This window comes from Enterobacter sp. 4974935 (assembly GCF_058661735.1).
This window is the reverse complement of record NZ_JBZWGT010000003.1, coordinates 2,499,038-2,521,578: the sequence shown is the minus strand read 5'-3', so window position 1 is coordinate 2,521,578 and position 22,541 is coordinate 2,499,038. Positions and strand designations below refer to the sequence as shown.

Below are 22,541 nucleotides of genomic sequence, written 5' to 3'. Positions count from 1 at the left end.
GTATTCTCCCTAACCAGAAAAGGACTGTTTCCGTCGCCACAGGACGGTAATGTGCGGTTATCGTAATGACCCAACCGCCACTTGTCAGCAGGAATCGCCTGCCACGCTGTAACAAATTCTGCTGTCGTGTTAATTTTGTGAGTAAATTTCACGAAAGGAGTTAACCAATGGACGCACTTGAACTGCTTGTTAACCGTCGTAGCGCTTCCCGCCTGGCCGACCCGGCCCCCGTCGGCGAACAGCTGGAAAACATTCTGCGTGCCGGAATGCGTGCGCCGGACCATGGCACATTGCAGCCGTGGCACTTCTTTATTATTGAAGGCGAAGGGCGCGACCGCTTCAGCCAGCTGCTGGAGCAGGGGGCGGTTGCCGCAGGCCAGGATGAGAAGGGGATTGATAAAGCCCGCAACGCGCCGTTCCGTGCGCCGATGATCATCGCGGTAGTCGCAAAATGCCAGGCCGACCATAAAGTGCCGGTCTGGGAGCAGGAGATGTCTGCCGGTTGCGCGGTAATGGCAATGCAGATGGCCGCCGTCGCGCAGGGCTTTAACGGCATCTGGCGTACCGGGCCGCTGACCGGGAGCGCCGCCGTGCGGGAAGGCTTCTCCTGCGGTGAACACGATAAAATTGTCGGCTTCCTCTATCTCGGCACCCCGCAACTTAAAGCCTCCAGCACCATTAGCGTGCCGGACACCACGCCTTTCGTCAGCCGTTTTTAATTACACGCGCTAAACTGTCTGGATTCTGAGCATCCGCCGCAGAATTCAGACAGTCATACTTACCTCTTTATGGAATGAGCGCTACCATAGCGCGATTGAGATGACAGGAGACGTCCATGAGTGAGCAAACCATTCGTTTAACGCAATACAGCCACGGAGCCGGTTGCGGTTGTAAAATTTCCCCGAAAGTGCTGGAGACCATCCTGCACAGTGAACAGGCGAAGTTTGTCGACCCGAACCTGCTTGTCGGTAACGAAACGCGTGACGATGCAGCGGTTTATGACTTAGGTAACGGCACCAGCATTATCAGCACCACTGACTTCTTTATGCCGATTGTCGACAACCCGTTCGACTTCGGACGCATTGCGGCCACCAACGCCATCAGCGATATCTTCGCGATGGGCGGTAAGCCGATTATGGCGATCGCCATTCTGGGCTGGCCGATTAACACCCTCCCGCCGGAGATTGCCCGCGATGTCATCGAAGGCGGACGCTTTGCCTGCCAGCAGGCGGGTATTGCCCTGGCCGGTGGTCACTCTATCGATGCGCCGGAGCCGATCTTCGGCCTGGCCGTCACCGGCGTGGTGCCGACCGAACGCGTGAAGCGCAACAGCACCGCGCAGGCGGGCTGCAAGCTGTTCCTCACCAAGCCGCTGGGCATTGGCGTACTGACAACCGCCGAGAAAAAGTCCCTGCTGAAGCCCGAGCATATTGGTCTGGCAACGGAAGTGATGTGCCAGATGAACCTTGCCGGTGCGGCATTCGCCAGTATCGACGGCGTGAAGGCCATGACCGACGTGACCGGCTTTGGTCTGCTGGGACACCTCTCTGAAGTCTGTCAGGGCGCGGGCGTGCAGGCGCAGGTCTGGTATCAGGATGTGCCGAAGCTGCCGGGCGTGGAAGAGTACATTGCTCAGGGCGCCGTTCCGGGCGGGACGCAGCGCAACTTCGCCAGCTACGGCCATTTAATGGGCGAAATGCCGGAAGCGTGGCGCAATCTGCTGTGCGATCCGCAAACCTCCGGCGGCCTGCTGCTGGCGGTGACGCCGGAAGCAGAAGCTGACGTTCAGGCAACGGCGGCCGAGTTTGGCATCACCCTGACGGCCATTGGCGAGCTGGTGACCGCCCGCGGTGGCCGCCCGATGATTGAGATCCGTTAATTCGATGCGGTTGTTTATTGCCGAAAAGCCGAGTCTGGCGCGAGCCATCGCCGACGTGCTGCCCAAGCCGCATCGCAAAGGTGATGGCTTTATCGAATGCGGTAACGGGCAGGTGGTCACCTGGTGTATCGGTCACCTGCTTGAACAGGCGCAGCCGGATGTCTACGACAGCCGCTACGCCCGCTGGAATCTCAACGATCTGCCGATCGTGCCGGAAAAGTGGCGTCTGCAACCGCGTCCTTCCGTCACCAAACAGCTCAACGTCATTAAGCGTTTCCTGCATGAGGCGACGGAAGTGGTCCACGCGGGTGACCCGGACAGGGAAGGGCAACTGCTTGTCGACGAAGTGCTCGACTACCTGGAGTTGGCACCGGAAAAGCGCCAGCAGGTGCAGCGCTGTTTAATTAACGACCTCAACCCGCAGGCGGTGGAGCGCGCGATTTCGCGCCTGCGCGCCAACAGCGAATTTATTCCCCTGTGTGTCTCCGCGCTGGCGCGTGCGCGTGCCGACTGGCTGTACGGGATCAACATGACCCGCGCCTACACCATCCTGGGACGCAATGCGGGCTATCAGGGCGTACTCTCTGTTGGGCGTGTTCAAACCCCGGTGCTGGGGCTGGTGGTGCGTCGCGACGAAGAGATCGAAAATTTCGTCGCCAAAGACTTCTTCGAAGTCAAAGCGCATATCGTCACGCCGAAAGACGAACGCTTTACCGCCGTCTGGCAGCCGAGCGATGCCTGTGAGTCATATCAGGACGAAGAGGGACGGCTGCTGCATCGTCCGCTGGCGGAGCACGTGGTTAACCGCATTACCGGCCAGCCCGCGATCGTTACCAGCTATAACGACAAACGGGAATCAGAGCCCGCACCGCTGCCGTTCTCCCTTTCGGCGTTGCAGATCGAGGCCGCGAAAAAGTTTGGCCTGAGCGCGCAGAACGTGCTCGATATCTGCCAGAAGCTCTATGAAACCCACAAGCTGATCACCTATCCGCGTTCGGACAGCCGCTATCTGCCGGAGGAACACTTCGCCGGACGCCACTCGGTGATGAATGCCATTGGTGTCCATGCGCCGGATCTGTTGCCGCAGCCGGCGGTAAACCCGGATACCCATAACCGCTGCTGGGACGATAAAAAAGTCGATGCCCACCACGCGATAATCCCGACGGCGCGCACCAGCAACGTCAACCTGAACGACAACGAAGCAAAGGTCTATAACCTGATCGCGCGTCAGTATCTGATGCAGTTCTGCCCGGACGCGGTTTTCCGCAAGTGCGTTATTGAGCTGGAAATTGCCAAAGGCAAATTTATCGCCAAAGCGCGTTTCCTCGCGGAAGCGGGCTGGCGCACGCTGCTCGGCAACAAAGAGCGTGACGAAGAGAACGACGGCACGCCGCTGCCGGTCGTAGCCAAAGGCGATGAACTGCTGTGCGAAAAAGGCGAAGTGGTTGAACGTCAGACCCAGCCGCCGCGCCACTTCACCGATGCGACGCTGCTTTCGGCCATGACCGGGATCGCCCGTTTTGTGCAGGATAAAGATCTAAAGAAGATCCTCCGCGCCACCGACGGTCTGGGTACGGAAGCAACCCGCGCGGGGATTATCGAGTTGCTGTTTAAGCGTGGTTTTCTCGAGAAAAAAGGGCGCTATATCCATTCGACAGAGCCGGGCCGGGCACTGATTCACTCCTTGCCAGAGCTGGCCGCCAGACCGGACATGACCGCGCACTGGGAGTCGGTGCTGACGCAGATCAGCGAAAAGCAGTGCCGTTACCAGGACTTTATGCAGCCGCTGGTGGGGACGCTTTATCAGCTGATTGATCAGGCGCGCAGCACGCCAGTGAAGCGATTCCGGGGGATGGTTGCCCCGGGTGGCGGGGCGAAGAAACCGTTCAAAAAGAAAAAAAGCGCAGCCAAAAATACCACCGCTTAAACCGTAGGCCGGGTAAGGCGAAGCCGCCACCCGGCAAAAAGCAGCTCTGCGGCCTGAAAAAAGCCCGGTGGCGATAACGCTTACCGGGCCTGCAAGGGCGAGAATGCAGCGAAACTAAATCACACCCTGCCCGATCATCGCATCGGCCACCTTCACGAACCCGGCGATGTTGGCGCCGCGCACGTAGTTGGTCTGTGAAGCCTCACCGCCGTACTCCACGCAGGCATGGTGAATATCAAGCATAATGTGGTGCAGACGGGCATCCACTTTCTCCGCCTTCCAGCCCATTCTCGCGGCGTTTTGTGCCATTTCCAGACCGGATGTTGCCACCCCGCCCGCGTTCGCCGCCTTGCCTGGCGCAAAGAGTACGCCCGCGTCCAGGAACAGATCGGTCGCTTCAATGGTGGTGGGCATATTTGCCCCTTCCGCTACCGCCTTCACGCCATTGCTAATCAGCGTCCGGGCGGCATCCACGTCCAGCTCGTTTTGCGTCGCGCACGGCAGGGCGATATCCACCGGCACACCCCACGGCTGTTTACCTTCCAGATAGGTCAGGCTAAACTCTCGGGCATAATCCGCCACGCGGCCGTCACGGCTGGCTTTGATTTCGCATAGACGCGCCAGTTTTTCTGCCGTGAAGCCAGCTTCATCCACCACGGTGCCGCTGGAGTCGGAGGCGGTCACTACGCGCGCGCCAAACGCCATCGCTTTCTCGATAGCGTACTGCGCCACGTTGCCGGAGCCGGAGACCGCCACGCGCATCCCCTCGAAGCTCAGCCCGTGACGCTTAAGCATCGCTTCAGTGAAATAGACCAGACCGTAACCCGTCGCTTCCGGACGAATCAGGCTGCCGCCAAACGACAGACCTTTGCCGGTAAAGACGCAGGCGCTGTTGTTGGAGAGCTTTTTCATCATCCCGGCCATAAAGCCCACTTCACGACCACCCACGCCGATATCCCCGGCAGGAACGTCGGTGTCCGGCCCAAGGTGGCGATAGAGCTCAGTGACCAGCGCCTGGCAGAAGCGCATCACTTCGCCTTCGCTCTTGCCTTTCGGATCGAAATCACTCCCGCCTTTACCACCGCCCATCGGCAGGGTAGTGAGCGCATTTTTAAAGGTCTGCTCGAAGCCGAGGAATTTCAGAATCGACAGGTTCACCGAGGGATGGAAGCGCATCCCGCCCTTAAACGGCCCAATGGCGGAGTTAAACTGCACGCGCCACGCGCGGTTGACCTGTACCTGATTGCGATCGTCCACCCACGCCACGCGGAACTGGATGACGCGCTCCGGCTCCACCAGACGTTCAAGCAGCGCCATCTGGCGGTAGCGCGGATTTTCCTCAAGGAAGGGCCACAGGGTGGTCATGACTTCACGAACGGCCTGGGCAAACTCGCTTTGGTGCGGGTCGCGCTGCTGAACATGGGCAAGAAAGCTTTCCAGAGAGCGTGTCTGATCCATAGATATAAGAACCTCTTATAATAATTTATGCGTGTGGCGGAGATGTTTTGTGTCGTTTTTTTGACTATACCACCCGCACCGCTTTGAGAGGCAAGCAGAAATTTAGGCCGAAAGGGAAATTAATGACAAGGCGCGCGTCATAACCAAAAGCGATGACGAGATAAATTAAAGATCCCGTCAGGATCTACCGTTATAGATATAAACGATGCAAAGGAAATTAAGTCTATGAACCGTTTCGCAATGGTCGCGTTATGTTTGATGGTGTCCGCCGGGGCACAGGCTGATCGCATTCGCCCGGATGTCGAAGTTAACGTGCCGCCAGAGGTTTTTAGCGCTGGCGGCCAGCGTGCGCAGCCGTGTAATCAGTGCTGTATCTATCAGGATCAAAACTATTCCGAAGGCGCAGTGGTCAGGGCGGATGGCGTGCTGTTGCAGTGCCAGCGTGATGAACGCACCCTCAGTACAAACCCGCTGGTCTGGCGTCGCGTAAAAGAATAAACGCTTCCAGGAGCGGTATATCCGCCGGGGCTAAATCATACGTGAACGCGTCTTCTGGCGTGCACCACACCAGCGCCGAGTGGTAGTGCGCCTTCAGCTCGCCGCTAAATTCCGGCACGTGCCAGGCGTGGAGGTGGATCAGCCGCTGCGACACTTCCCGCTGGTGGCTTGCCACATACCGCGCGGGCACGGCTTCAATGCCGAGCTCTTCGCGTAGTTCGCGGATCAGCGCTTCCTGCTGGGTCTCACCGGCTTCAACCTTTCCGCCCGCAAATTCCCACATTCCTGGCTGATCGGCATGTTCGGGACGCTGCGCCAGCAAGATCTTGCCCTCTTTTTCGAGGATGGCCGCAACAACATCGAGTGTTTTCAGCATGTTCGTCAATAATTAATAGCGAAAAACGACATATTATCGTGCCCTGCCAAAGAGTCCAGTCATCAGGAGAATCAGGTGAAAGAGACAGCCGCCTGGGTTGCGCCCATGGAAACCCTTCCCGTCAGCCTCAAGCCCATTGCTGCCATGCAGAAAAAACACTTCGGCGCGGTGCTGAACCCCACGCGCTGGTGGGGGCGTATGCCGCGTCTTTTCTGGCTGGTAGCGCTATTTGTCGGCTATCTGGAGCGGCGCAAGGCGCGTTTGACGCCGGTTCTGCGTTCGTTACTAATGACGCGGGTCTCGCAGATCTGCCACTGCGCATTTTGTATTGATGCCAACAGCCTGCGTCTGGCCGAGCGGAGCGGGGCGCTGGATAAAGTGCAGGCCGTCAACGAATGGCAAAATTCCACCCTGTTCAGCGAAGAGGAGCGCGCGGCGCTGGCCTATGCGGAAGCGGTCACCGCCACGCCGCCTCAGGTGGATGAAAATATCAAAAACCAGCTGAAGCGCCACTTTAGCGAAGAGACTATCACCGAAATGACGGCTCTGATTGCCTTTCAGAACCTCTCCGCCCGCTTTAACGCCGCGCTGGATATCCCGGCTCAGGGCCTGTGTGCCACGTTTAAAGGTGAACCGCATGCTGGATAAACATCTGCATCCACGGCTGAAGCCCGGGTTAAATCAGCTGGCCGCCGCGCTGGATAAACCGTTTATTACGCCTGATGGGTTAACGCTCGCCGGGTTTGCGATTGGCGTACTGGCGTTACCGTTTCTGGCGCTGGGCTGGTATCTGCCAGCGCTGGTCGCCATTGTGCTGAACCGGCTGCTGGATGGTCTGGACGGTGCGCTGGCGCGTCGCCGTGGCCTGACGGACGCGGGAGGATTTCTTGATATCGCCCTCGACTTCCTGTTTTACGCGCTGGTACCGTTTGGCTTCGCGCTGGCCGCTCCGGCTGACAATGCGATCGCCGCCGCCTGGCTGCTGTTCGCGTTTATGGGGACAGGCAGCAGTTTCCTGGCCTTTGCCGCGCTGGCGGGGAAGCATAATATCGACAACCCCGGCTACGCGCACAAGTCGCTTTATTACATTGGAGGATTAACGGAAGGAACGGAGACCATCGCGCTGTTTGTGCTGTGCTGCCTGTTTCCGGCACACTTCACGCTGTTTGCCTGGGCGTTTGGCGCGTTGTGCTGGCTGACCACCACAACGCGCATCTGGAGCGGTTACGTGACGCTGAAGTCACTCCCCCGCTAGCGTGTACTCTCCGGTCCACGCTCCCCGGTGGAGACCGGGTTCTGCGGATGGCTGCTCCATTCGTACCAGCCGCCGTCGTAGACGGCAACGTTTTGCCAGCCCATGGCGCGGGCGTACATGAAGGCTTCAGACGCGCGCCAGCCGGTGCCGCAGTAAAACGCAACGTGCTGCTCCGGCAGGATATTCCACGTCTTCCACATGGCGGCAATATCATCGGCGCTGCGCATGGTGCCATCCGGATTGTGGAAATCTTCCATGTGGGTCGCGTCGCTACCCGCATGGCCCCAGCGCGCACCGGCAATGTCACCTTTTGGCTTGATATAGCTGTAGCCGCTGGTTTCACCGATAAACTCTGGCCAGGAACGAATGCTCACCAGTGAGGCGTCCTGACGGTGCAGCATTCCCCGGGCCTGTTCCATATCCACCATCAGCCGGGGCTGGCCCGGGATCGGCGCGCCAAAATCAGGGGCTGGCTTCACGTTCTCAGGCGTTCCGCGCTCAACGGGCAGGCTGGCATCTGACCATGCCTTCCAGCCGCCGTCCAGAATTCGCACATCCTTCACGCCCGCGTAGAGCATGATCTGCGCCACGCGCGCGGCGGCATATACGTCGCGACCGTACAGAATGACGGTGGTATCGTGACGGATCCCGTGCTTCGCCAGCATCGCTTTCAACTTTTCGTCAGCGACCTTATTCCACAGCGGTTCGCTTTCCACTTCATTGGTGTCGATGTAGCCCGCGCCGGGAATGTGGCTCAGGAGATAAAGCTTCGGCGCACCCCAGCCAGCCTCGATCACCTTCCATTCTCCGGCTGGTGCGGCGGTAACGGGTTTGCCCTGCTGCAACAGGTGGATCCACTGCGGATAAACCAGCTGTTCAAAATGTGCCAGACGTTGCAAACGGTCGGATTGTTGCAGGGCATCGCTCAGGATGGAAACGTGGGTAAAACCCGCTTTTTCCAGCCGCGTTTTGACGGTCTGGTTGTCATCATCATTGCCATAGAGCGCAACCGGCATGTCAGGCGTAAGCCGATGCTGTTTTGCCCAGCCGCTGAGCTGTTCATCGCTCATTGCCCCAAGCCAGCCTGCAGAGAGATTAAGCGCGGCGGGTTCATGCCCGGACGTTCCGCGCAGCGTCTGCGGCCAGCCGTTATAGAACGCACTGATGCGCGTATCAATTACCGCGCCGTTTTGCGCCTGGAGCCGGTCCAGCGTGAGGGAGTGGGGCATATCAGCCGCCATGGAGGAGAGTGAGGCGAGGCCGCAGATCAGAGCCAGCGCGGTCAGTTGAGAAACACGTTTCATCGAAAAACCTGACGTCATTAAAAGAGGGTGGCATTGTCGTCTCTCCTGAAGCCAAAAACATTGCGTTAGCACATTATTGCCAGCGAGAAATCTCAATCACCTCTCCGCCGGGCGGGATATCTTCCTCATCATGCGTGACCAGCACCACCGGGATCTTGCGCTGGCGAGTGGTTTCGAATACCCACGCCCGGAATGAGGCGCGGAGCGTTTTATCCAGTCGGCTGAACGGTTCGTCGAGCAGCAATGCCTGCGGCTGGGCGAGAAGGGCGCGCAGCAGGCTGACCCGGGCGCGCTCGCCGCCGGAAAGGGTCGCCGGATCGCTGGCGTAGAGGTTTTCCAGCCCGGCAGATTCAAGAGCCTGCTCTACCGCGTCGCGCCGCGCGCGTCCGGCAATGTGCGCCGGCAACGCCAGCATCAGGTTTTGCCCCACGCTGAAGGCGTCAAACAGCAGGGCGTCCTGAAACAGAATGCCGATCCCGCGCGTTTCCACGGGGAGCATATCGCAGCGACGATCGTTCAGCCACAGCTCGCCGTGCGCCTTAAAATCAGCGGATAACGCGCCCACCATCCAGGCGAAAAGGGTCGATTTCCCGCTCCCGGAGGGTCCCATCAGCGTGAGAATCTCCCCTGCCGGGACGCGGAAGTTGACCTCACGTAAGAGTGGCGCAATGGTGAGATTTTTCACGTTCAGCATTAACGTAATCCTTGTCTGTGACGGCCCACGAACCGGGCGAGCAGCGCGGCAAGGGCAAATACGCTGCTGGTCAACAGCAACAGACCCAGCGCCCGGCTGGCAAGGATCGGAACGCTGCCGCCGCTGCTGAGGGCGACCGCATCCGTGGTCAGAGTAGTAAAACGACCCGCTCCCAGCCAGAGGGTGGGCATGTACTGGGCCATGCTCACGGAAAAACCGGTGGCAACGGCCAGCAGGGCCGGACGAATCATCAGGGGGCATTTCACTAACCAGAAAATTTTCGCCTGTCGCCAGCCCAGCGTTCTGGCGGTGAGGATAAGCCGGGGATCGAGCCTGCGCCAGGCCGGTTGCAGCACCAGGAGCATCCACGGGAGAACCCAGAGCATATGGCTCCAGAGCACCGCAGCGTACTGGCCGTCGATGCCCAGCCACAGCGCCACGGCATACTGCCCGGACACGAGGGGCAGCGCCGGGAGGGCGAGCGGCAGCCAGATCCACACCGCGCCACGCTGGGGTCCCCACTCAAGCCAGAGCATGAGGATGGCCAGCGCTGTCAGGCTGGACAGCAGTCCCAGTGAAAGGCTGTCGCTGACGGGGCCGATGTCGCCCCGGCGTGCCAGCATCAGCAGAACCAGCGCACAGAGCACACCGCACAGCGGCAGTAACCCGCCCAGCGTCCGTGCGGGCAACGCGGTATGCGAAGCGCGACGTACCCCCGAGACGTCAGGCTGGGCGCGCCGCCAAGCCGTCCAGAGGCTGTATCCCACCGCGGCAAGTGCGGCCAGCAGCAGGAGCAACACCAGACACAGCAACGTTCCTTTTGACTGCTGCTGCGCATCGCCCTGGGTGAGCCACTGCCAGGCCAGCACCGCCAGCGTAGGTGGGTTGCCCGGCCCGAGCACGATCGCCACATCCACCACGGAAAGCGACCAGGCGAGCACCGCCAGCATCACGGCGCCCAGCGCGGGGGCGATAGCCGGGAGGACGAGCCAGTTAAGCGCCTGCATTCGTCCGTAGCCGAAGGTATGCAGGACAATTTTCTGCTGTGCGAGGCGCTTTTCAGGCAGCGCGGCGTAGATTGCCCACAGAACGAACGCGCTCTCTTTGACCGCAAGCGTCAGGCCAAGCCCGATACCGTAGCGGTCAAGCTGCGGCGAACAGACTGTACAGATCCGGTAAAACTGACCGCCTTCCGCAAACAGCAGCAGCGCGCTGGTGGCGAAGGCGACGTGCGGCACGGCTAACAGCCACGACAGACGGGTGCTCAGGCGCTGCCAGCCATCACCCGGCCAGAGAAGCGCAAGCAGGCTCAGGGCGATAAACAGTGAGCCCAGCGTCGCGATGAGGGTTGACACCAGCGTAGCGGCCAGCGCCTGCGGCAGCTGCGGGTCGGCAAACAGCGCCGCCCAGTTACTGAGAGAAAACGCCGGGGCCAGCAGCATGCCGCTGGCGGGAAGCAGTGGCAGATAGATGACCGCCATTGCCGCCCATACCAGCCCTCTTAGCGGGTTCCGTAGCGGCGAAGCCATTCCTGCTCCAGGGCGTTAACCCAGGCGGCGTGCTGTTCGGGAAGCACATCAGGCGTGCCTGAAGGGGTAAAGGCATGAAGCTGTTTTGCCGCTTTCGCAGGTAGTTTGGCACCATCCAGCACGCTCGGGTCACCCCAGACGGCAGGATCGGCTTTGCGGATCTGCGCCTGCGGTGACAACAGGAAATTTGCCACCACTTTCGCCCCTGCGCTCGCACTGGCATTTGCCGGGATTGCGACAAAATGGACATTGCCGATCATACCTTTGAGAAAGCCGAAACTGTAGCTGTCGGCAGGCAGTTCACCGCTCGCCACCTTTTGCATCGCATGAGCGGGGTTAAAGGTGAGCGACAGGTTCAGGCTGCCGCTGGCCAGCAGCGTATCCATGCGCGCAGGCGATGGCGGAAAATCGTTCCCTTCGCGCCACAGCAGGGGATGCAGCGTATCAAGATAGTTCCACAGCGGCGCGGTGATCTCTGCAAAGGTGCCGTCCGGCGCGTTTTTTAACGCCTCCGGATGGGCGGTCAATGCCAGCAGAAGCTGTTCAAGAAACGCCGTGCCGGTAAAATCCGGCGGTCGCGGATAGCTCACCTTGCCAGGGTGCTGCTGAGCGTAAGCCAGCAGCGCGTGGGGATCTGCCGGAGGCGTCGGCATACTCGCTTTACGGGCGATGAAGGTTAACTGCGCGCCGCCCCATGGGGATTCCGCCCCATCGGTCGGGATGGCAAAATCTTCCGTGACCGGTTTACGGGTATCGACGTAACGCCAGTTGGGCAGGGTTTGCGCCCAGCCGGTGAGCAGCAGGTTTGCCTCCTTCAGCGTGCGGAAGTTTTCCCCGTTTACCCAGAGTAGATCCACCGACCCGTTACTGCTACGTCCTGCGGCCTGTTCCGTCTGGATCCGCTTCACCGCATCGGCGGCATCGGCCAGATGAACGATCTTCAGGTTAATGGCGTAGTGCGTTTTCATCTCGTCGCTCACCCAGTCGAGGTAGCGGTTAACGGCCTCGTCACCGCCCCAGGCGTTAAACCAGACGGTCTGCCCGGTGGCCTGTTGCTGAATGGATTGCCAGCTTTCTGCGGCGAAGGCAGAGGTTGCCAGCAGCAGACTCGTCAGAAACGCGCAAAAACGCACCCGGCGCATAATGCCTCACTTTTTAATCGAAGGGATGTAACGGGAAAACAGCCAGCGAGTGACCAGCGGTAACAACCCTAATAGTGTAAAGGCGAACAGCAGTCCCGGCGACAGAATATCGCGCAGCGTGGTGAGTTTTCCCAGCTCGCGTCCGGCGTTCAGATAAATGACGGTGGCAGGTAGCATCGCAAGCTGGCTGACCCACCAGTAGTGACGCACCTGGATACGGGTTAGCCCCATCAGCAAATTGACCAGAAAGAACGGAAACAACGGCATCAGGCGCAGGGCAAAAAGGTAGCGCGCGCCATCGCGAACCATCCCCACATCGATCGTGTTCATCTGTGCGGCAAAGCGCCGTTGCACCCATTCACGCAGCAGATAACGGCTGACGAGCATGGCAAGCGTGGCGCCGAGCGTCGAGGCCAATGACACCAACAGCGTCGCCTCCCACAGGCTGAAAATCGCCCCGCCGAGCAGCGTCAGAAGCGCAGCCCCGGGTATCGACAGCGCAGAGACCAGAACGTAAACCGCAAAATAGATCAGCGCGCTCTGAAGGGGCGCCTGCTCCACACGATCGAGCAACGTTTGCTGGTGTATTTTTAACGTGTCGAGGGAGAGCATGCCCGGAGGAAGCAAAACAACGATCAAAACAAATGCGCCCAGAAGGGCGCACAGTAGACTGATTTTTTTAATATTCACTGAGGATTACAGCTTGAACGTTGCCCATACCGGCGCATGGTCGGACGGTTTTTCCATGCTGCGAATATCATAGTCGATACCGGTTTCGATGCAGCGTTCGGCCAGGGGGGCGCTCGCCAGCAGCAGATCAATACGCAGGCCCCGGTTGTCATCGAAGCCTTTAGAGCGGTAGTCAAACCACGAGAAGCGATCCTGCGTCTCCGGGTTAGCGGTGCGGAAGGTATCCACCAGCCCCCAGTCAAGCAAGCGCTGCATCCACTCGCGCTCTTCCGGCAGGAAGGAACATTTCCCGGTGCGCAGCCAGCGCTTGCGGCTGTCTTCGCCAATGCCAATGTCCAGATCAGTCGGGCTGATATTCACATCCCCCATGATCAGCACCGGATTATCTTTGTTGAGTTCGGTCGTAAGGTAGTTTTGCAGATCCTGATAAAATTTGGCTTTGGCCGGGAATTTGGTCGGGTGGTCGCGGCTTTCACCCTGCGGGAAGTAACCATTAATCACAGTGATGTTACCCAGCGGGGAAGGCAGCTCAGCCATGATGAGACGACGCTGTGCTTCTTCACCGTCACCCGGGAAGCCACGACGCACCGACACCGGCGTATCTTTGGTCAGCAGCGCAACGCCGTAGTGGCCTTTCTGACCGTGGTAAAAAACGTTATAGCCCAGCTTCGCTACCTCTTCGAGCGGGAACATATCGTCGTGAACTTTTGTCTCCTGCAAGCCGATCACATCTGGCTGATGTTGCTCAACAATCGCTTCGAGCTGGTGAGGGCGGGCACGCAGGCCGTTGATATTAAAAGAGACAAATTTCATAGTCGCTGCCAATGCAAGGTGAATAGTGCAAGGATGGTAGCAGAATTTACGTCGTCTGTTATCCGCTTCGCCCAATTACTGCGACAGATAATGCCGACGGTGCAATATTTGCACCATTTCGACGCGTTTTGCCCTCGAACAGGGCGTAAAGGACCGATAAATTTCGCGAGCGATCACAATTCCAGAATTATATTTGGCATGTGCATACTCTTTCTTGTTTTCGTGCGGCAAAGCGCCGCTTGCTGTAAAAATATTCACTATATATGCATTAATAGTGAATAACTCCATATTGTAACTCATTGATATTCTGTTACCCAAATCCGTTTATGCATTTTTATCGCTGGCTGGCACGAACGCTGCAATCTACATTCACAGTGCAAACACTCAATTATTTAACATTTAAACAACCTTTTATTTACCGGATGAGGTCGCTATGTCTCTGTCAGTTACGCGTGAAAATTTTGATGAATGGATGATGCCGGTATACGCTCCGGCGGCTTTTATTCCGGTACGTGGGGAAGGCTCTCGCCTGTGGGATCAGCAGGGCAAAGAGTATATCGACTTTGCGGGTGGGATTGCGGTGAATGCGCTGGGGCATGCAAACCCGGCGCTGCGGCAGGCGCTGAATGATCAGGCGGCGAAATTCTGGCATACCGGCAACGGTTATACCAACGAACCGGCGTTACGTCTGGCGAAGAAGCTGATCGACGCCACTTTCGCAGAAAAAGTCTTTTTCTGTAACTCCGGCGCGGAAGCGAACGAAGCGGCGCTGAAGCTGGCGCGCAAATATGCGCACGATAAATTCGGCCCGCACAAGAGCGGCATCGTAGCCTTTAAAAATGCCTTCCATGGTCGCACGCTGTTTACCGTCAGTGCGGGTGGTCAGCCCTCATATTCTCAGGATTTTGCGCCGCTGCCGCCGGATATCCGTCATGCGGCGTATAACGATTTACACTCTGCCAGCGAGCTGATTGACGACACCACCTGTGCGGTGATTGTCGAGCCCATGCAAGGGGAAGGCGGCGTCATGCCCGCCCAGAAAGCGTTCCTGCAAGGGCTGCGCGAGCTGTGCGATCGGCATAACGCGGTCCTGATTTTTGACGAAGTCCAGACCGGCGTGGGCCGTACGGGTGAGCTGTACGCCTACATGCACTATGGCGTGACCCCGGATGTGCTCTCAACAGCTAAAGCGCTCGGCGGCGGCTTCCCGGTGGGGGCGATGCTGACCACCGATACATTCGCCAGCGTGATGACCGTGGGCACCCATGGCACCACTTACGGCGGTAACCCGCTGGCAACCGCTGTCGCCGGACAGGTGCTGGATATCATCAACACTCCTGAGGTGCTTAGCGGCGTGAAGCAGCGTCACCAGTGGTTTGTTGAGCGTCTTACCGCCATCAATAACCAGACCGGCATGTTCAAAGAGATCCGCGGTCTGGGGCTGTTGATAGGTTGTGAGCTTGCCCCTGAGTTTGCTGGCAAAGCGAAGCTGATTTCACAGGAAGCGGCAAAGCAGGGCGTGATGGTGTTGATTGCCGGCGCTAACGTGGTGCGGTTTGCCCCTGCGCTGATCGTCAGTGAGGAAGAGGTCAGAACCGGGTTAGATCGTTTTGCGCTGGCCTGCGAACAGGTGAAGTCCGGGGTGTCATCATGATGGTCATCCGTCCCGTTGCGCACGGCGATCTCGCCGGGCTTATGCAGCTTGCCGGTAAGACAGGGGGCGGGCTGACCTCGCTGCCTGCCGATGAAAAAACGCTGTCGGCGCGCATTGAGCGCGCCCTGCAAACCTGGCAGGGGACGTTGCCAAAAAGCGAACAGGGCTATGTGTTCGTGCTGGAAGAGACCGACACGGGAACCGTGGCGGGGATTTGCGCCATCGAGGTGGCCGTCGGGCTTAACGATCCGTGGTACAACTACCGCGTCGGCACGATGGTCCACGCCTCGAAAGAGTTGAACGTCTACAACGCGCTGCCGACGCTCTTTCTCTGTAATGACCATACCGGCGCCAGCGAACTCTGCACCCTGTTTCTCGATCCGGACTGGCGCAAAGAGGGTAACGGTTATCTGCTCTCCAAATCGCGCTTCATGTTTATGGCCGCCTTTCGCGACCGCTTCAACGAAAAAGTGGTCGCGGAGATGCGCGGCGTAATTGATGAGACGGGCTACTCGCCGTTCTGGGAGAGCCTGGGCGAACGCTTCTTCTCCATGGAATTCAGCCGGGCGGATTACCTGTGCGGTACCGGTCAGAAGGCGTTTATCGCCGAGTTAATGCCGAAGCATCCTATTTATACCCATTTCTTAACGCCGGAAGCGCAGGCGGTGATCGGCGAAGTTCACCCGCAAACCGCCCCGGCCCGTGCAGTGCTGGAGAAAGAGGGTTTTCGCTACCGTAATTACGTCGACATCTTTGACGGCGGTCCGACGCTGGAATGCGATATTGACCGCGTACGCGCCATCCGAAAAAGCCGCCTGGTTGAGGTTTCAGAAGGCCAGCCCGCGCCGGGCGAGTGGCCAGCCTGTCTTGTCTCGAACGAGAATTACGCCAACTTCCGCGCCATGCTAGTGCGAACCAACCCAACATGCGAGCGTCTGGTACTGACGGCTGCGCAACTGGATGCCCTGAAATGTAACGCTGGCGACACGGTTCGCCTGGTGCGGCTCTGCCCTGAGGAGAAAACAGCATGACTTTATGGATTAACGGTGACTGGGTAACGGGCGAAGGTGACGCGCGGACAAAAACTAACCCGGTCGGCCAGGAGGTGCTCTGGTCGGGGAGCGACGCCAGCGCCGGGCAGGTTGAGCAGGCCTGCCAGGCTGCACGCCGCGCGTTTCCGGCATGGGCGAAACGGCCATTCTCCGAGCGCCAGGCGCTGGTTGAGAAATTTGCTGCGCTGCTGGAGGCCAATAAAGCAGAGCTGACCCGCATCATTGCCTGCGAAACCAGCAAGCCGCGCTGGGAGGCAACAACCGAAGTGACGGCGATGATCAATAAAATCGGTATATCGGTGAAGGCGTACCATGCCCGCACCGGCGAGCAGCATACCGGGATGCCGGACGGCGCCGCCACGCTGCGCCACCGTCCGCACGGGGTGTTGGCGGTGTTTGGCCCGTACAACTTCCCCGGGCATCTGCCGAACGGGCATATTGTGCCTGCGCTGCTGGCGGGAAATACCGTCATCTTCAAGCCGAGTGAGTTAACCCCCTTAACCGGAGAAGCGGTGGTAAAACTCTGGGAGCAGGCGGGGCTGCCGCCGGGCGTGCTGAATCTGGTGCAGGGCGGGCGTGAAACCGGTCAGGCGCTGAGTGCGCTGAGCGACATTGACGGTCTGCTGTTTACCGGCAGTGCCGGAACGGGTTATCAGCTGCATCGTCAGCTGGCGGGGCAGCCGGAAAAAATTCTGGCGCTGGAGATGGGTGGCAACAACCCGCTGATTGTGGAAGATCCGGATGATATCGATGCTGCGGTCCACCTGACCATTCAGTCGGCATTCATTACCGCCGGACAGCGCTGCACCTGCGCCCGCCGCCTGCTGGTTAAACGCGGCGCGCAGGGGGATGCGTTTCTTAAGCGTCTGGTGGAGGTGAGCGGGCGTCTGGTTCCCGCGAAATGGGATACCGAGCCGCAGCCGTTTATCGGCGGGCTGATCTCCGGGCAGGCGGCGCTGAACGTGCTGAAAGCGTGGCAGGAGCACGTGGCGCGCGGGGCGAAAACCCTGCTGGAGCCGAAGCTGGTTCAGCCGGGCACATCGCTGCTGACGCCGGGGATTATTGAGATGAGTGCGACGAGCAACGTGCCGGATGAAGAGGTCTTTGGCCCGCTGCTGTGCGTCTGGCGCTATGACGATTTTGCATCGGCGATCGAGATGGCCAACAACACCCGCTACGGCCTGTCGAGCGGCCTGATATCCCCGCATCGCGAGAAATTCGACCAGCTGCTGCTGGAAGCGCGCGCCGGGATCGTGAACTGGAACAAACCGCTGACCGGCGCGGCGAGCACCGCGCCGTTTGGTGGCGTAGGGGCATCGGGCAACCATCGCGCCAGCGCCTGGTATGCCGCCGATTACTGCGCGTGGCCGATGGCAAGCCTGGAAACCCCGGCGCTGACGCTGCCGGAGACGTTGAATCCGGGGCTGGATTTTACAGAGGGTGACGCCCATGAAAGCGCGTGAGGTTAATTTTGACGGACTGGTGGGGCTGACGCACCACTATGCCGGGCTGTCGTTCGGCAATGAAGCTTCGACGAAGCACCGTTTCCAGGTCTCGAACCCGAAGCTGGCGGCCAAGCAGGGGCTATTGAAAATGAAGGCGCTGTCCGATGCCGGTTTCCCGCAGGCGGTAATCCCGCCGCAGGAGCGGCCGAACGTGGCCGTGCTGCGCCAGCTGGGCTTCAGCGGTACGGATGAACAGGTGGTTGAAAAAGCCGGTACGCAGTCCCCACAGCTGCTTTCCGCGGCCAGTTCAGCCTCTTCAATGTGGGTAGCGAATGCCGCCACCGTCGCGCCGTCGGCGGATACGCTGGACGGCAAAGTGCATCTGACCGTCGCTAACCTGAACAACAAATTCCACCGCGCCAGCGAAGCGGAGACCACCGGGCGCGTGCTGCGCGCCATTTTTAATCATGATGCGCATTTTGAGGTGCATTCGGCGCTGCCGCAGGTCGCGATGTTTGGCGACGAAGGGGCGGCAAACCACAACCGTCTGGGTGGCGATTACGGCGATCCGGGTTTGCAGCTGTTTATCTATGGACGGGAAGAGGGCGGCCACGCCGCGCCGGTTCGTTATCCGGCGAGACAAACCTTAGCCGCAAGCCAGGCGGTTGCACGGCTGAACCAGGTTAATCCTACTCAGGTGATTTTTGCCCAGCAAAATCCGCAGGTGATCGACCAGGGCGTGTTTCATAACGACGTGATTGCCGTTTCCAACCGTCAGGTGCTGTTCTGCCACGAGCAGGCGTTTGCCCATCAGGAAAAGTTGCTGGCCACGCTGCGCGAACGCGTGCCGGGATTTATGCCGATTCAGGTGCCCACGCAGGCGGTAAGCGTGCAGGATGCGGTCGAAACGTATCTGTTCAACAGCCAGCTGCTGAGCCGGGATGACGGCAGCATGATGCTGGTGCTGCCGCAGGAGTCCCGCAACCATCAGGGCGTCTGGCGCTATCTCAGCGAACTGGTACAGGCGGATAACCCGATTGATGAACTGCGCGTGTTTGATCTGCGGGAAAGTATGGCCAACGGCGGGGGACCGGCGTGCCTGCGACTGCGCGTGGTGTTAACGCCGGAGGAAATGCAGGCCGTGAATCCGTCGGTGATGATGAACGACACGCTGTTCAATACCCTCAATGACTGGGTGGACCGCTACTATCGTGACCGTCTGGTTCAGGCCGATCTGGTTGATCCGCAGCTGCTGCGCGAAGGCCGCGAGGCGCTGGATGCATTATCGACCATCCTGCAACTGGGATCGGTTTATCCGTTCCAGCGCTAAGGAGACGATATGGAAAACTTTCTGGCGCTGACGCTGGCTGAAGAGACACCGGAGCGGCACGAGGGGGAAGGCCCTTCGTTCCACTGGCGATGGCTGGGGCCGGGCGTGCTTGAACTGACGCCGACGGGGCAATATAACCTGTCGCTGCTGCTTTCTACCGGCATTCACGGGAATGAAACCGCGCCCGTGGAGATTGTCGATCTGTTGCTGCGCGCGCTGTATCGCGCAGAGATCACGCTGCACTGCCGTCTGCTGGTGGTACTGGGAAATCCGCCTGCGCTGGCGCAAAACAAACGGTATCTCGTGAGCGACATCAACCGAATGTTTGGTGGCCGCTGGGCGCAATTTCCACAGAGTGATGAAACGACACGTGCGCAATGGCTGGAGAAGGTGGTCACGGCGTTTTTTGCCGGGGCGGGGGAAACGCGCTGGCACCTCGATCTGCATACCGCCATCCGCGCCTCGTACCACGTACGTTTTGGCGTGTTACCGCAGCGCCATCAGCCGTGGGATGAGGCGTTTCTGACCTGGCTTGGCGACGCGGGACTGGAAGCGCTGGTTTTCCACCAGACGCCGGGCGGCACGTTTACCCACTTCACCTGCGAGAATTTCGGCGCGCTGTCCTGCACGCTGGAGCTGGGAAAAGCGCTGCCGTTCGGGCAAAACGACCTGACGCGTTTTGCCCCTACGCATCAGGCGCTTCGGGCGTTGCTCGCAGGGGTTGCGCCGGAACCCACCCGGGAACCCGTCGTGCGCTATCGGGTCGTACAGCAGATCACGCGTCAAAGCGAAGCTTTCCAGCTTCATATGGCGCCCCATACGCTGAACTTCACGCCGTTTCGCCAGGGCGTCCTGCTGGCGGAAGATGGTGAGACGCGCTATGCGGTACAGAACCCCACGGAATATGTTTTATTTCCTAACCCGTCAGTCGCGTTTGGTTTACGAGCCGGGTTGATGCTGGAAAAAATGCCCTGATCGTCTCCCCTCGCGCAGACCGGAGGGGAAACGAAGAATTAATTTCTTAACGTTAAAAGCGCTCTGGTAGTGTTTGCGGAATATTCCTGGAGAATTGCTTTATTATTAAACGGCACTTCGCTATACTCCTCCATAATCTCTTTAAAATCATCCTGTTGAATATTTTTGTTTCATCTCTCCACGCTTTTTCCTTAATTTCTCCATAATTGGCGAAAACGTGTTTTTTATACTTTCATTGTTTTACCGTTGCTCTGACTAATTGACGATAAACCCCGTAAAGTTAATCTCGTCAACACGGCATAGCGCCGAAGAATAACTGAAAGTAAGGAAAGACATTATGCGTAAATTAACTGCACTGTTTGTTGCCTCTACCCTGGCTCTGGGCGCTACCAGCATGGCGTTCGCCGCCGATACCGCGACCACTACCGCCGCGCCGGCAGAAGGCAAAATGATGATGCATCATAAAGGCAAGCCGGGTATGCATCATGAGATGATGATGTTTAAAGATCTGAACCTGACCGATGCGCAGAAGCAGCAGATCCGCGACATCAGGAAAAGTCAGCGTGACCAGATGAAACGTCCTCCGCTGGAAGAGCGCCGCGCGATGCATGACATCATTGCCAGCGACAGCTTCGACAAAGCAAAAGCAGAAGCGCAGATCGACAAAATGGCCGAGCAGCATAAAGCGCGCATGCTGGCCCACATGGAAACCCAGAACAAGATTTACAACATTCTGACGCCGGAACAGAAAAAGCAATTTAATGCCAATTTTGAGAAGCGTCTGACAGAACGTGCAGCGCCGGAAGGTAAAATGCCTGCACCAGCCGAATAATCGGTTCACTCTCTTAAGACCGCCGGGCTCCTGTCTACACAAGCGAAAACGCTGTGGACAGGACCGGCGGTTTTTCTTTTGCCCCATGCCTAAGGTCTGGCCTTACCGTTGCCGATAATACGTCTGTGAAAATGCCCTGGCGCACGGTGCGTCCTTCAGGAGTGGTCATGGAATTCTTTGATATCCGTAAAATACCCGTCAGTCTCTGGCGTAACGGCGCGGGTGAGACGCGTGAGATTTGCTGTTTCCCTCCCGCGACGCGGGATTTTTCCTGGCGGGCCAGCATCGCCTCCATCGCCAGTAACGGCGAATTCTCCGCGTTTCCGGGCGTTGACCGGGTGATTACGCTGCTGGAAGGCGGCGAGGTGACGCTGGATGCGGGGAGGGCGTTTTGCCATACCCTGAAACACCATCAGCCTTACGGCTTTGCGGGCGATTTGACGGTGAAAGCCGTGCTCACGGAGGGGCAGATGTCGATGGATTTCAATGTCATGACCCGACGGGAGCACTGCCAGGCAAAAGTGCGCGTTGCTACCCGGACGTTCACTACCTTCGCATCACGCGGTGGCGTGGCGTTCGTATTAAGCGGCGCCTGGCAACTGGGCGATAAATTACTGACCGCCGATCAGGGCGCCAGCTGGCAAGAGGGCAGCCATACCCTCCGTCTACTGGAAACGAAGGGGTCGCTGCTGTTCAGTGAAATTACCTGGCTGCCGGGTCATTGAGCATGACTATCTCATATTTACCGGTTAACAGCGGCTTACAGAGAATTTTGTAGCCATCCTGATCGAACCCGGCAGGTGTGCGCAGCAGGGCGGCAGCGTCATCCAGACTTTCAACCGCGCCAAGCCAGAGCCAGTTGCGGATGACGTGATAGTGCGTCATCGCATCGCGGGTCTCTTTCAACGCCACCGCGCCTTCCCACGGCCAGCAGTTGACGCTGATTGAGGCCAGGCCAGCCATAAACCGGGCATGATGTTCTTCAACGCTCTCTTTTCCACAGCACGCCCCGGCGCAGCGTTTCAACGCGGAGCGGAAACAGGCGCGACCGCGGGTAGTCGCTTCCAGTCCTAACAGGCCGTAACAAAGCTGTAATTCATCAGCAAGGGATTGCAGAGTTTGCAGTGCGGCACGTTTGTTGGCAAACAGACCGTAAAGATTCGGTTCATGCGAAAAATCCACTTCCCGGGCATAAACAACCTGCGGTTTTCCCGCGTTAACCTGCAAGGAACACAGCTGGCGGTTGCGGCGCAGGCGTTTGTTAAACAGCGGCTGCTGTTCCTTGATGAGCCGGGCTTCGAGCAGAAGCGCGCCCAGTTCACCTGCCGTCTCGATCCAGGTGATCCGCCGGGACTGTCTGAGCATCGACGCTTCGTCCGGCGTACGCAGGTGCGACATCACCCGACTGCGGATATTTACGCTTTTGCCGATATAGAGCGGCATGGTGTCGCTGTCGCCGTGGAAGAAATAGACGCCAGGCTGTTTAGGCAGCGCCTCAAGCCAGGGGCGAAGATGCTCGGGATATTCGTAGATAGCCGCCGCTTCAAACTCAAGACGCGGGGCGGATTGACGCCTGCTCACATACTGCTCCATATACTGTTCAGGCATACAGTGTAGCAGGTGTTTGGTGGTTAAAAAAGAGCCGGGTGGCGGTTACGCCTTACCCGGCCTGCAAAACTGAGTTACCG

At 58.8% G+C, this 22,541-nt stretch carries 22 protein-coding genes; 13 read left to right on the top strand and 9 right to left on the bottom strand.

Going from position 1 to position 22,541, the window contains the following annotated elements; translation table 11 throughout:
* Positions 1-167: 167 nt before the first annotated feature.
* The 3 genes from AC4OVS_RS13290 to AC4OVS_RS13280 all read left to right on the top strand — a co-directional run bounded on the left by AC4OVS_RS13290 (position 168) and on the right by AC4OVS_RS13280 (position 3,806).
* On the top strand, positions 168-719 hold the full coding sequence (locus AC4OVS_RS13290) for an NAD(P)H nitroreductase (protein WP_022647795.1): 552 nt from the start codon (positions 168-170) through the stop codon (positions 717-719).
* Positions 720-835: 116 nt separating this feature from the next.
* A complete protein-coding gene (gene selD, locus AC4OVS_RS13285; protein ID WP_022647796.1) occupies positions 836-1,879 on the top strand; it encodes a selenide, water dikinase SelD in 1,044 nt (347 codons plus the stop codon).
* Between the two features lie 4 nt (positions 1,880-1,883).
* Positions 1,884-3,806: a DNA topoisomerase III gene (locus tag AC4OVS_RS13280; protein ID WP_063147503.1), complete on the top strand. Its 1,923-nt coding sequence runs from the start codon at positions 1,884-1,886 to the stop codon at positions 3,804-3,806.
* Positions 3,807-3,920: 114 nt separating this feature from the next.
* Here AC4OVS_RS13280 and gdhA read toward each other — a convergent pair whose 3' ends face one another.
* The gene (gene gdhA, locus AC4OVS_RS13275; protein WP_023305947.1) at positions 3,921-5,264 is read right to left on the bottom strand and encodes an NADP-specific glutamate dehydrogenase; all 1,344 of its coding nucleotides are present in this window, start codon (positions 5,262-5,264) and stop codon (positions 3,921-3,923) included.
* A 225-nt stretch (positions 5,265-5,489) separates the two neighbouring features.
* On the opposite strand from gdhA, the gene AC4OVS_RS13270 reads away from it, so the two are divergent.
* Positions 5,490-5,762: a YnjH family protein gene (locus tag AC4OVS_RS13270; RefSeq protein WP_045621416.1), complete on the top strand. Its 273-nt coding sequence runs from the start codon at positions 5,490-5,492 to the stop codon at positions 5,760-5,762.
* Here the strand turns inward: AC4OVS_RS13270 and AC4OVS_RS13265 are convergent.
* Positions 5,722-6,138: a pyrimidine (deoxy)nucleoside triphosphate diphosphatase gene (locus tag AC4OVS_RS13265; RefSeq protein ID WP_022647800.1), complete on the bottom strand. Its 417-nt coding sequence runs from the start codon at positions 6,136-6,138 to the stop codon at positions 5,722-5,724. The genes AC4OVS_RS13270 and AC4OVS_RS13265 overlap by 41 nt on opposite strands.
* 75 nt (positions 6,139-6,213) lie before the next feature.
* Here AC4OVS_RS13265 and AC4OVS_RS13260 point away from each other — a divergent pair, with 75 nt between their 5' ends.
* Positions 6,214-6,786 (top strand): carboxymuconolactone decarboxylase family protein, encoded by a 573-nt coding sequence (locus AC4OVS_RS13260; RefSeq protein WP_155024217.1) that lies wholly within the window; start codon positions 6,214-6,216, stop codon positions 6,784-6,786.
* Positions 6,776-7,393, top strand: coding sequence for a CDP-alcohol phosphatidyltransferase family protein (locus AC4OVS_RS13255; protein WP_023299894.1), 618 nt, complete (start codon positions 6,776-6,778; stop codon positions 7,391-7,393). Before AC4OVS_RS13260 ends, AC4OVS_RS13255 begins: the two co-directional genes overlap by 11 nt.
* Here the strand turns inward: AC4OVS_RS13255 and AC4OVS_RS13250 are convergent.
* From AC4OVS_RS13250 to xthA, 6 genes are all read right to left on the bottom strand, one after another.
* Positions 7,390-8,697 (bottom strand): rhodanese-like domain-containing protein, encoded by a 1,308-nt coding sequence (locus AC4OVS_RS13250; RefSeq protein WP_276349847.1) that lies wholly within the window; start codon positions 8,695-8,697, stop codon positions 7,390-7,392. The two genes, AC4OVS_RS13255 and AC4OVS_RS13250, sit on opposite strands and share 4 nt — an antisense overlap.
* 73 nt (positions 8,698-8,770) lie before the next feature.
* Complete coding sequence (locus AC4OVS_RS13245) at positions 8,771-9,391, bottom strand: ATP-binding cassette domain-containing protein (RefSeq protein WP_180242941.1); 621 nt, start codon at positions 9,389-9,391, stop codon at positions 8,771-8,773.
* The gene (locus AC4OVS_RS13240; protein WP_491922485.1) at positions 9,391-10,920 is read right to left on the bottom strand and encodes an ABC transporter permease family protein; all 1,530 of its coding nucleotides are present in this window, start codon (positions 10,918-10,920) and stop codon (positions 9,391-9,393) included. The genes AC4OVS_RS13245 and AC4OVS_RS13240 overlap by 1 nt, the downstream gene beginning before the upstream one ends.
* Positions 10,893-12,062 carry an ABC transporter substrate-binding protein gene (locus tag AC4OVS_RS13235; RefSeq protein WP_491922484.1) on the bottom strand — a complete coding sequence of 390 codons (1,170 nt, stop codon included), beginning with the start codon at positions 12,060-12,062 and terminating at the stop codon, positions 10,893-10,895. The genes AC4OVS_RS13240 and AC4OVS_RS13235 overlap by 28 nt, the downstream gene beginning before the upstream one ends.
* A gap of 6 nt (positions 12,063-12,068) precedes the next feature.
* Positions 12,069-12,752, bottom strand: coding sequence for a TVP38/TMEM64 family protein (locus tag AC4OVS_RS13230; protein WP_427178582.1), 684 nt, complete (start codon positions 12,750-12,752; stop codon positions 12,069-12,071).
* 6 nt (positions 12,753-12,758) lie between these two features.
* Entirely contained in the window at positions 12,759-13,565 is an 807-nt protein-coding gene (xthA, locus tag AC4OVS_RS13225; RefSeq protein ID WP_023299900.1) for an exodeoxyribonuclease III, read from the bottom strand.
* Between the two features lie 433 nt (positions 13,566-13,998).
* Between xthA and astC the strand changes: the two genes are divergently transcribed.
* The 7 genes from astC to ves all read left to right on the top strand — a co-directional run bounded on the left by astC (position 13,999) and on the right by ves (position 21,578).
* Positions 13,999-15,219, top strand: a complete 1,221-nt coding sequence (gene astC / locus AC4OVS_RS13220; protein ID WP_022647809.1) for a succinylornithine/acetylornithine transaminase — start codon at positions 13,999-14,001, stop codon at positions 15,217-15,219.
* Positions 15,216-16,250, top strand: coding sequence for an arginine N-succinyltransferase (gene astA / locus AC4OVS_RS13215; protein ID WP_022647810.1), 1,035 nt, complete (start codon positions 15,216-15,218; stop codon positions 16,248-16,250). Before astC ends, astA begins: the two co-directional genes overlap by 4 nt.
* Positions 16,247-17,734 carry a succinylglutamate-semialdehyde dehydrogenase gene (gene astD, locus AC4OVS_RS13210; RefSeq protein WP_045307970.1) on the top strand — a complete coding sequence of 496 codons (1,488 nt, stop codon included), beginning with the start codon at positions 16,247-16,249 and terminating at the stop codon, positions 17,732-17,734. The genes astA and astD overlap by 4 nt, the downstream gene beginning before the upstream one ends.
* Positions 17,721-19,046 (top strand): N-succinylarginine dihydrolase, encoded by a 1,326-nt coding sequence (gene astB / locus AC4OVS_RS13205; protein ID WP_045307971.1) that lies wholly within the window; start codon positions 17,721-17,723, stop codon positions 19,044-19,046. The genes astD and astB overlap by 14 nt, the downstream gene beginning before the upstream one ends.
* Positions 19,047-19,055: 9 nt before the next feature.
* Positions 19,056-20,021 (top strand): succinylglutamate desuccinylase, encoded by a 966-nt coding sequence (astE, locus tag AC4OVS_RS13200; protein ID WP_038415886.1) that lies wholly within the window; start codon positions 19,056-19,058, stop codon positions 20,019-20,021.
* 337 nt (positions 20,022-20,358) lie between these two features.
* Entirely contained in the window at positions 20,359-20,853 is a 495-nt protein-coding gene (gene spy / locus AC4OVS_RS13195; protein ID WP_022647814.1) for an ATP-independent periplasmic protein-refolding chaperone Spy, read from the top strand.
* 167 nt (positions 20,854-21,020) lie between these two features.
* Positions 21,021-21,578 carry an environmental stress-induced protein Ves gene (gene ves / locus AC4OVS_RS13190; protein ID WP_022647815.1) on the top strand — a complete coding sequence of 186 codons (558 nt, stop codon included), beginning with the start codon at positions 21,021-21,023 and terminating at the stop codon, positions 21,576-21,578.
* On the opposite strand, the gene cho is transcribed toward ves, so the two are convergent.
* Positions 21,556-22,434 (bottom strand): excinuclease Cho, encoded by an 879-nt coding sequence (cho, locus tag AC4OVS_RS13185; protein WP_032624399.1) that lies wholly within the window; start codon positions 22,432-22,434, stop codon positions 21,556-21,558. The two genes, ves and cho, sit on opposite strands and share 23 nt — an antisense overlap.
* Positions 22,435-22,541 lie beyond the last annotated feature (107 nt).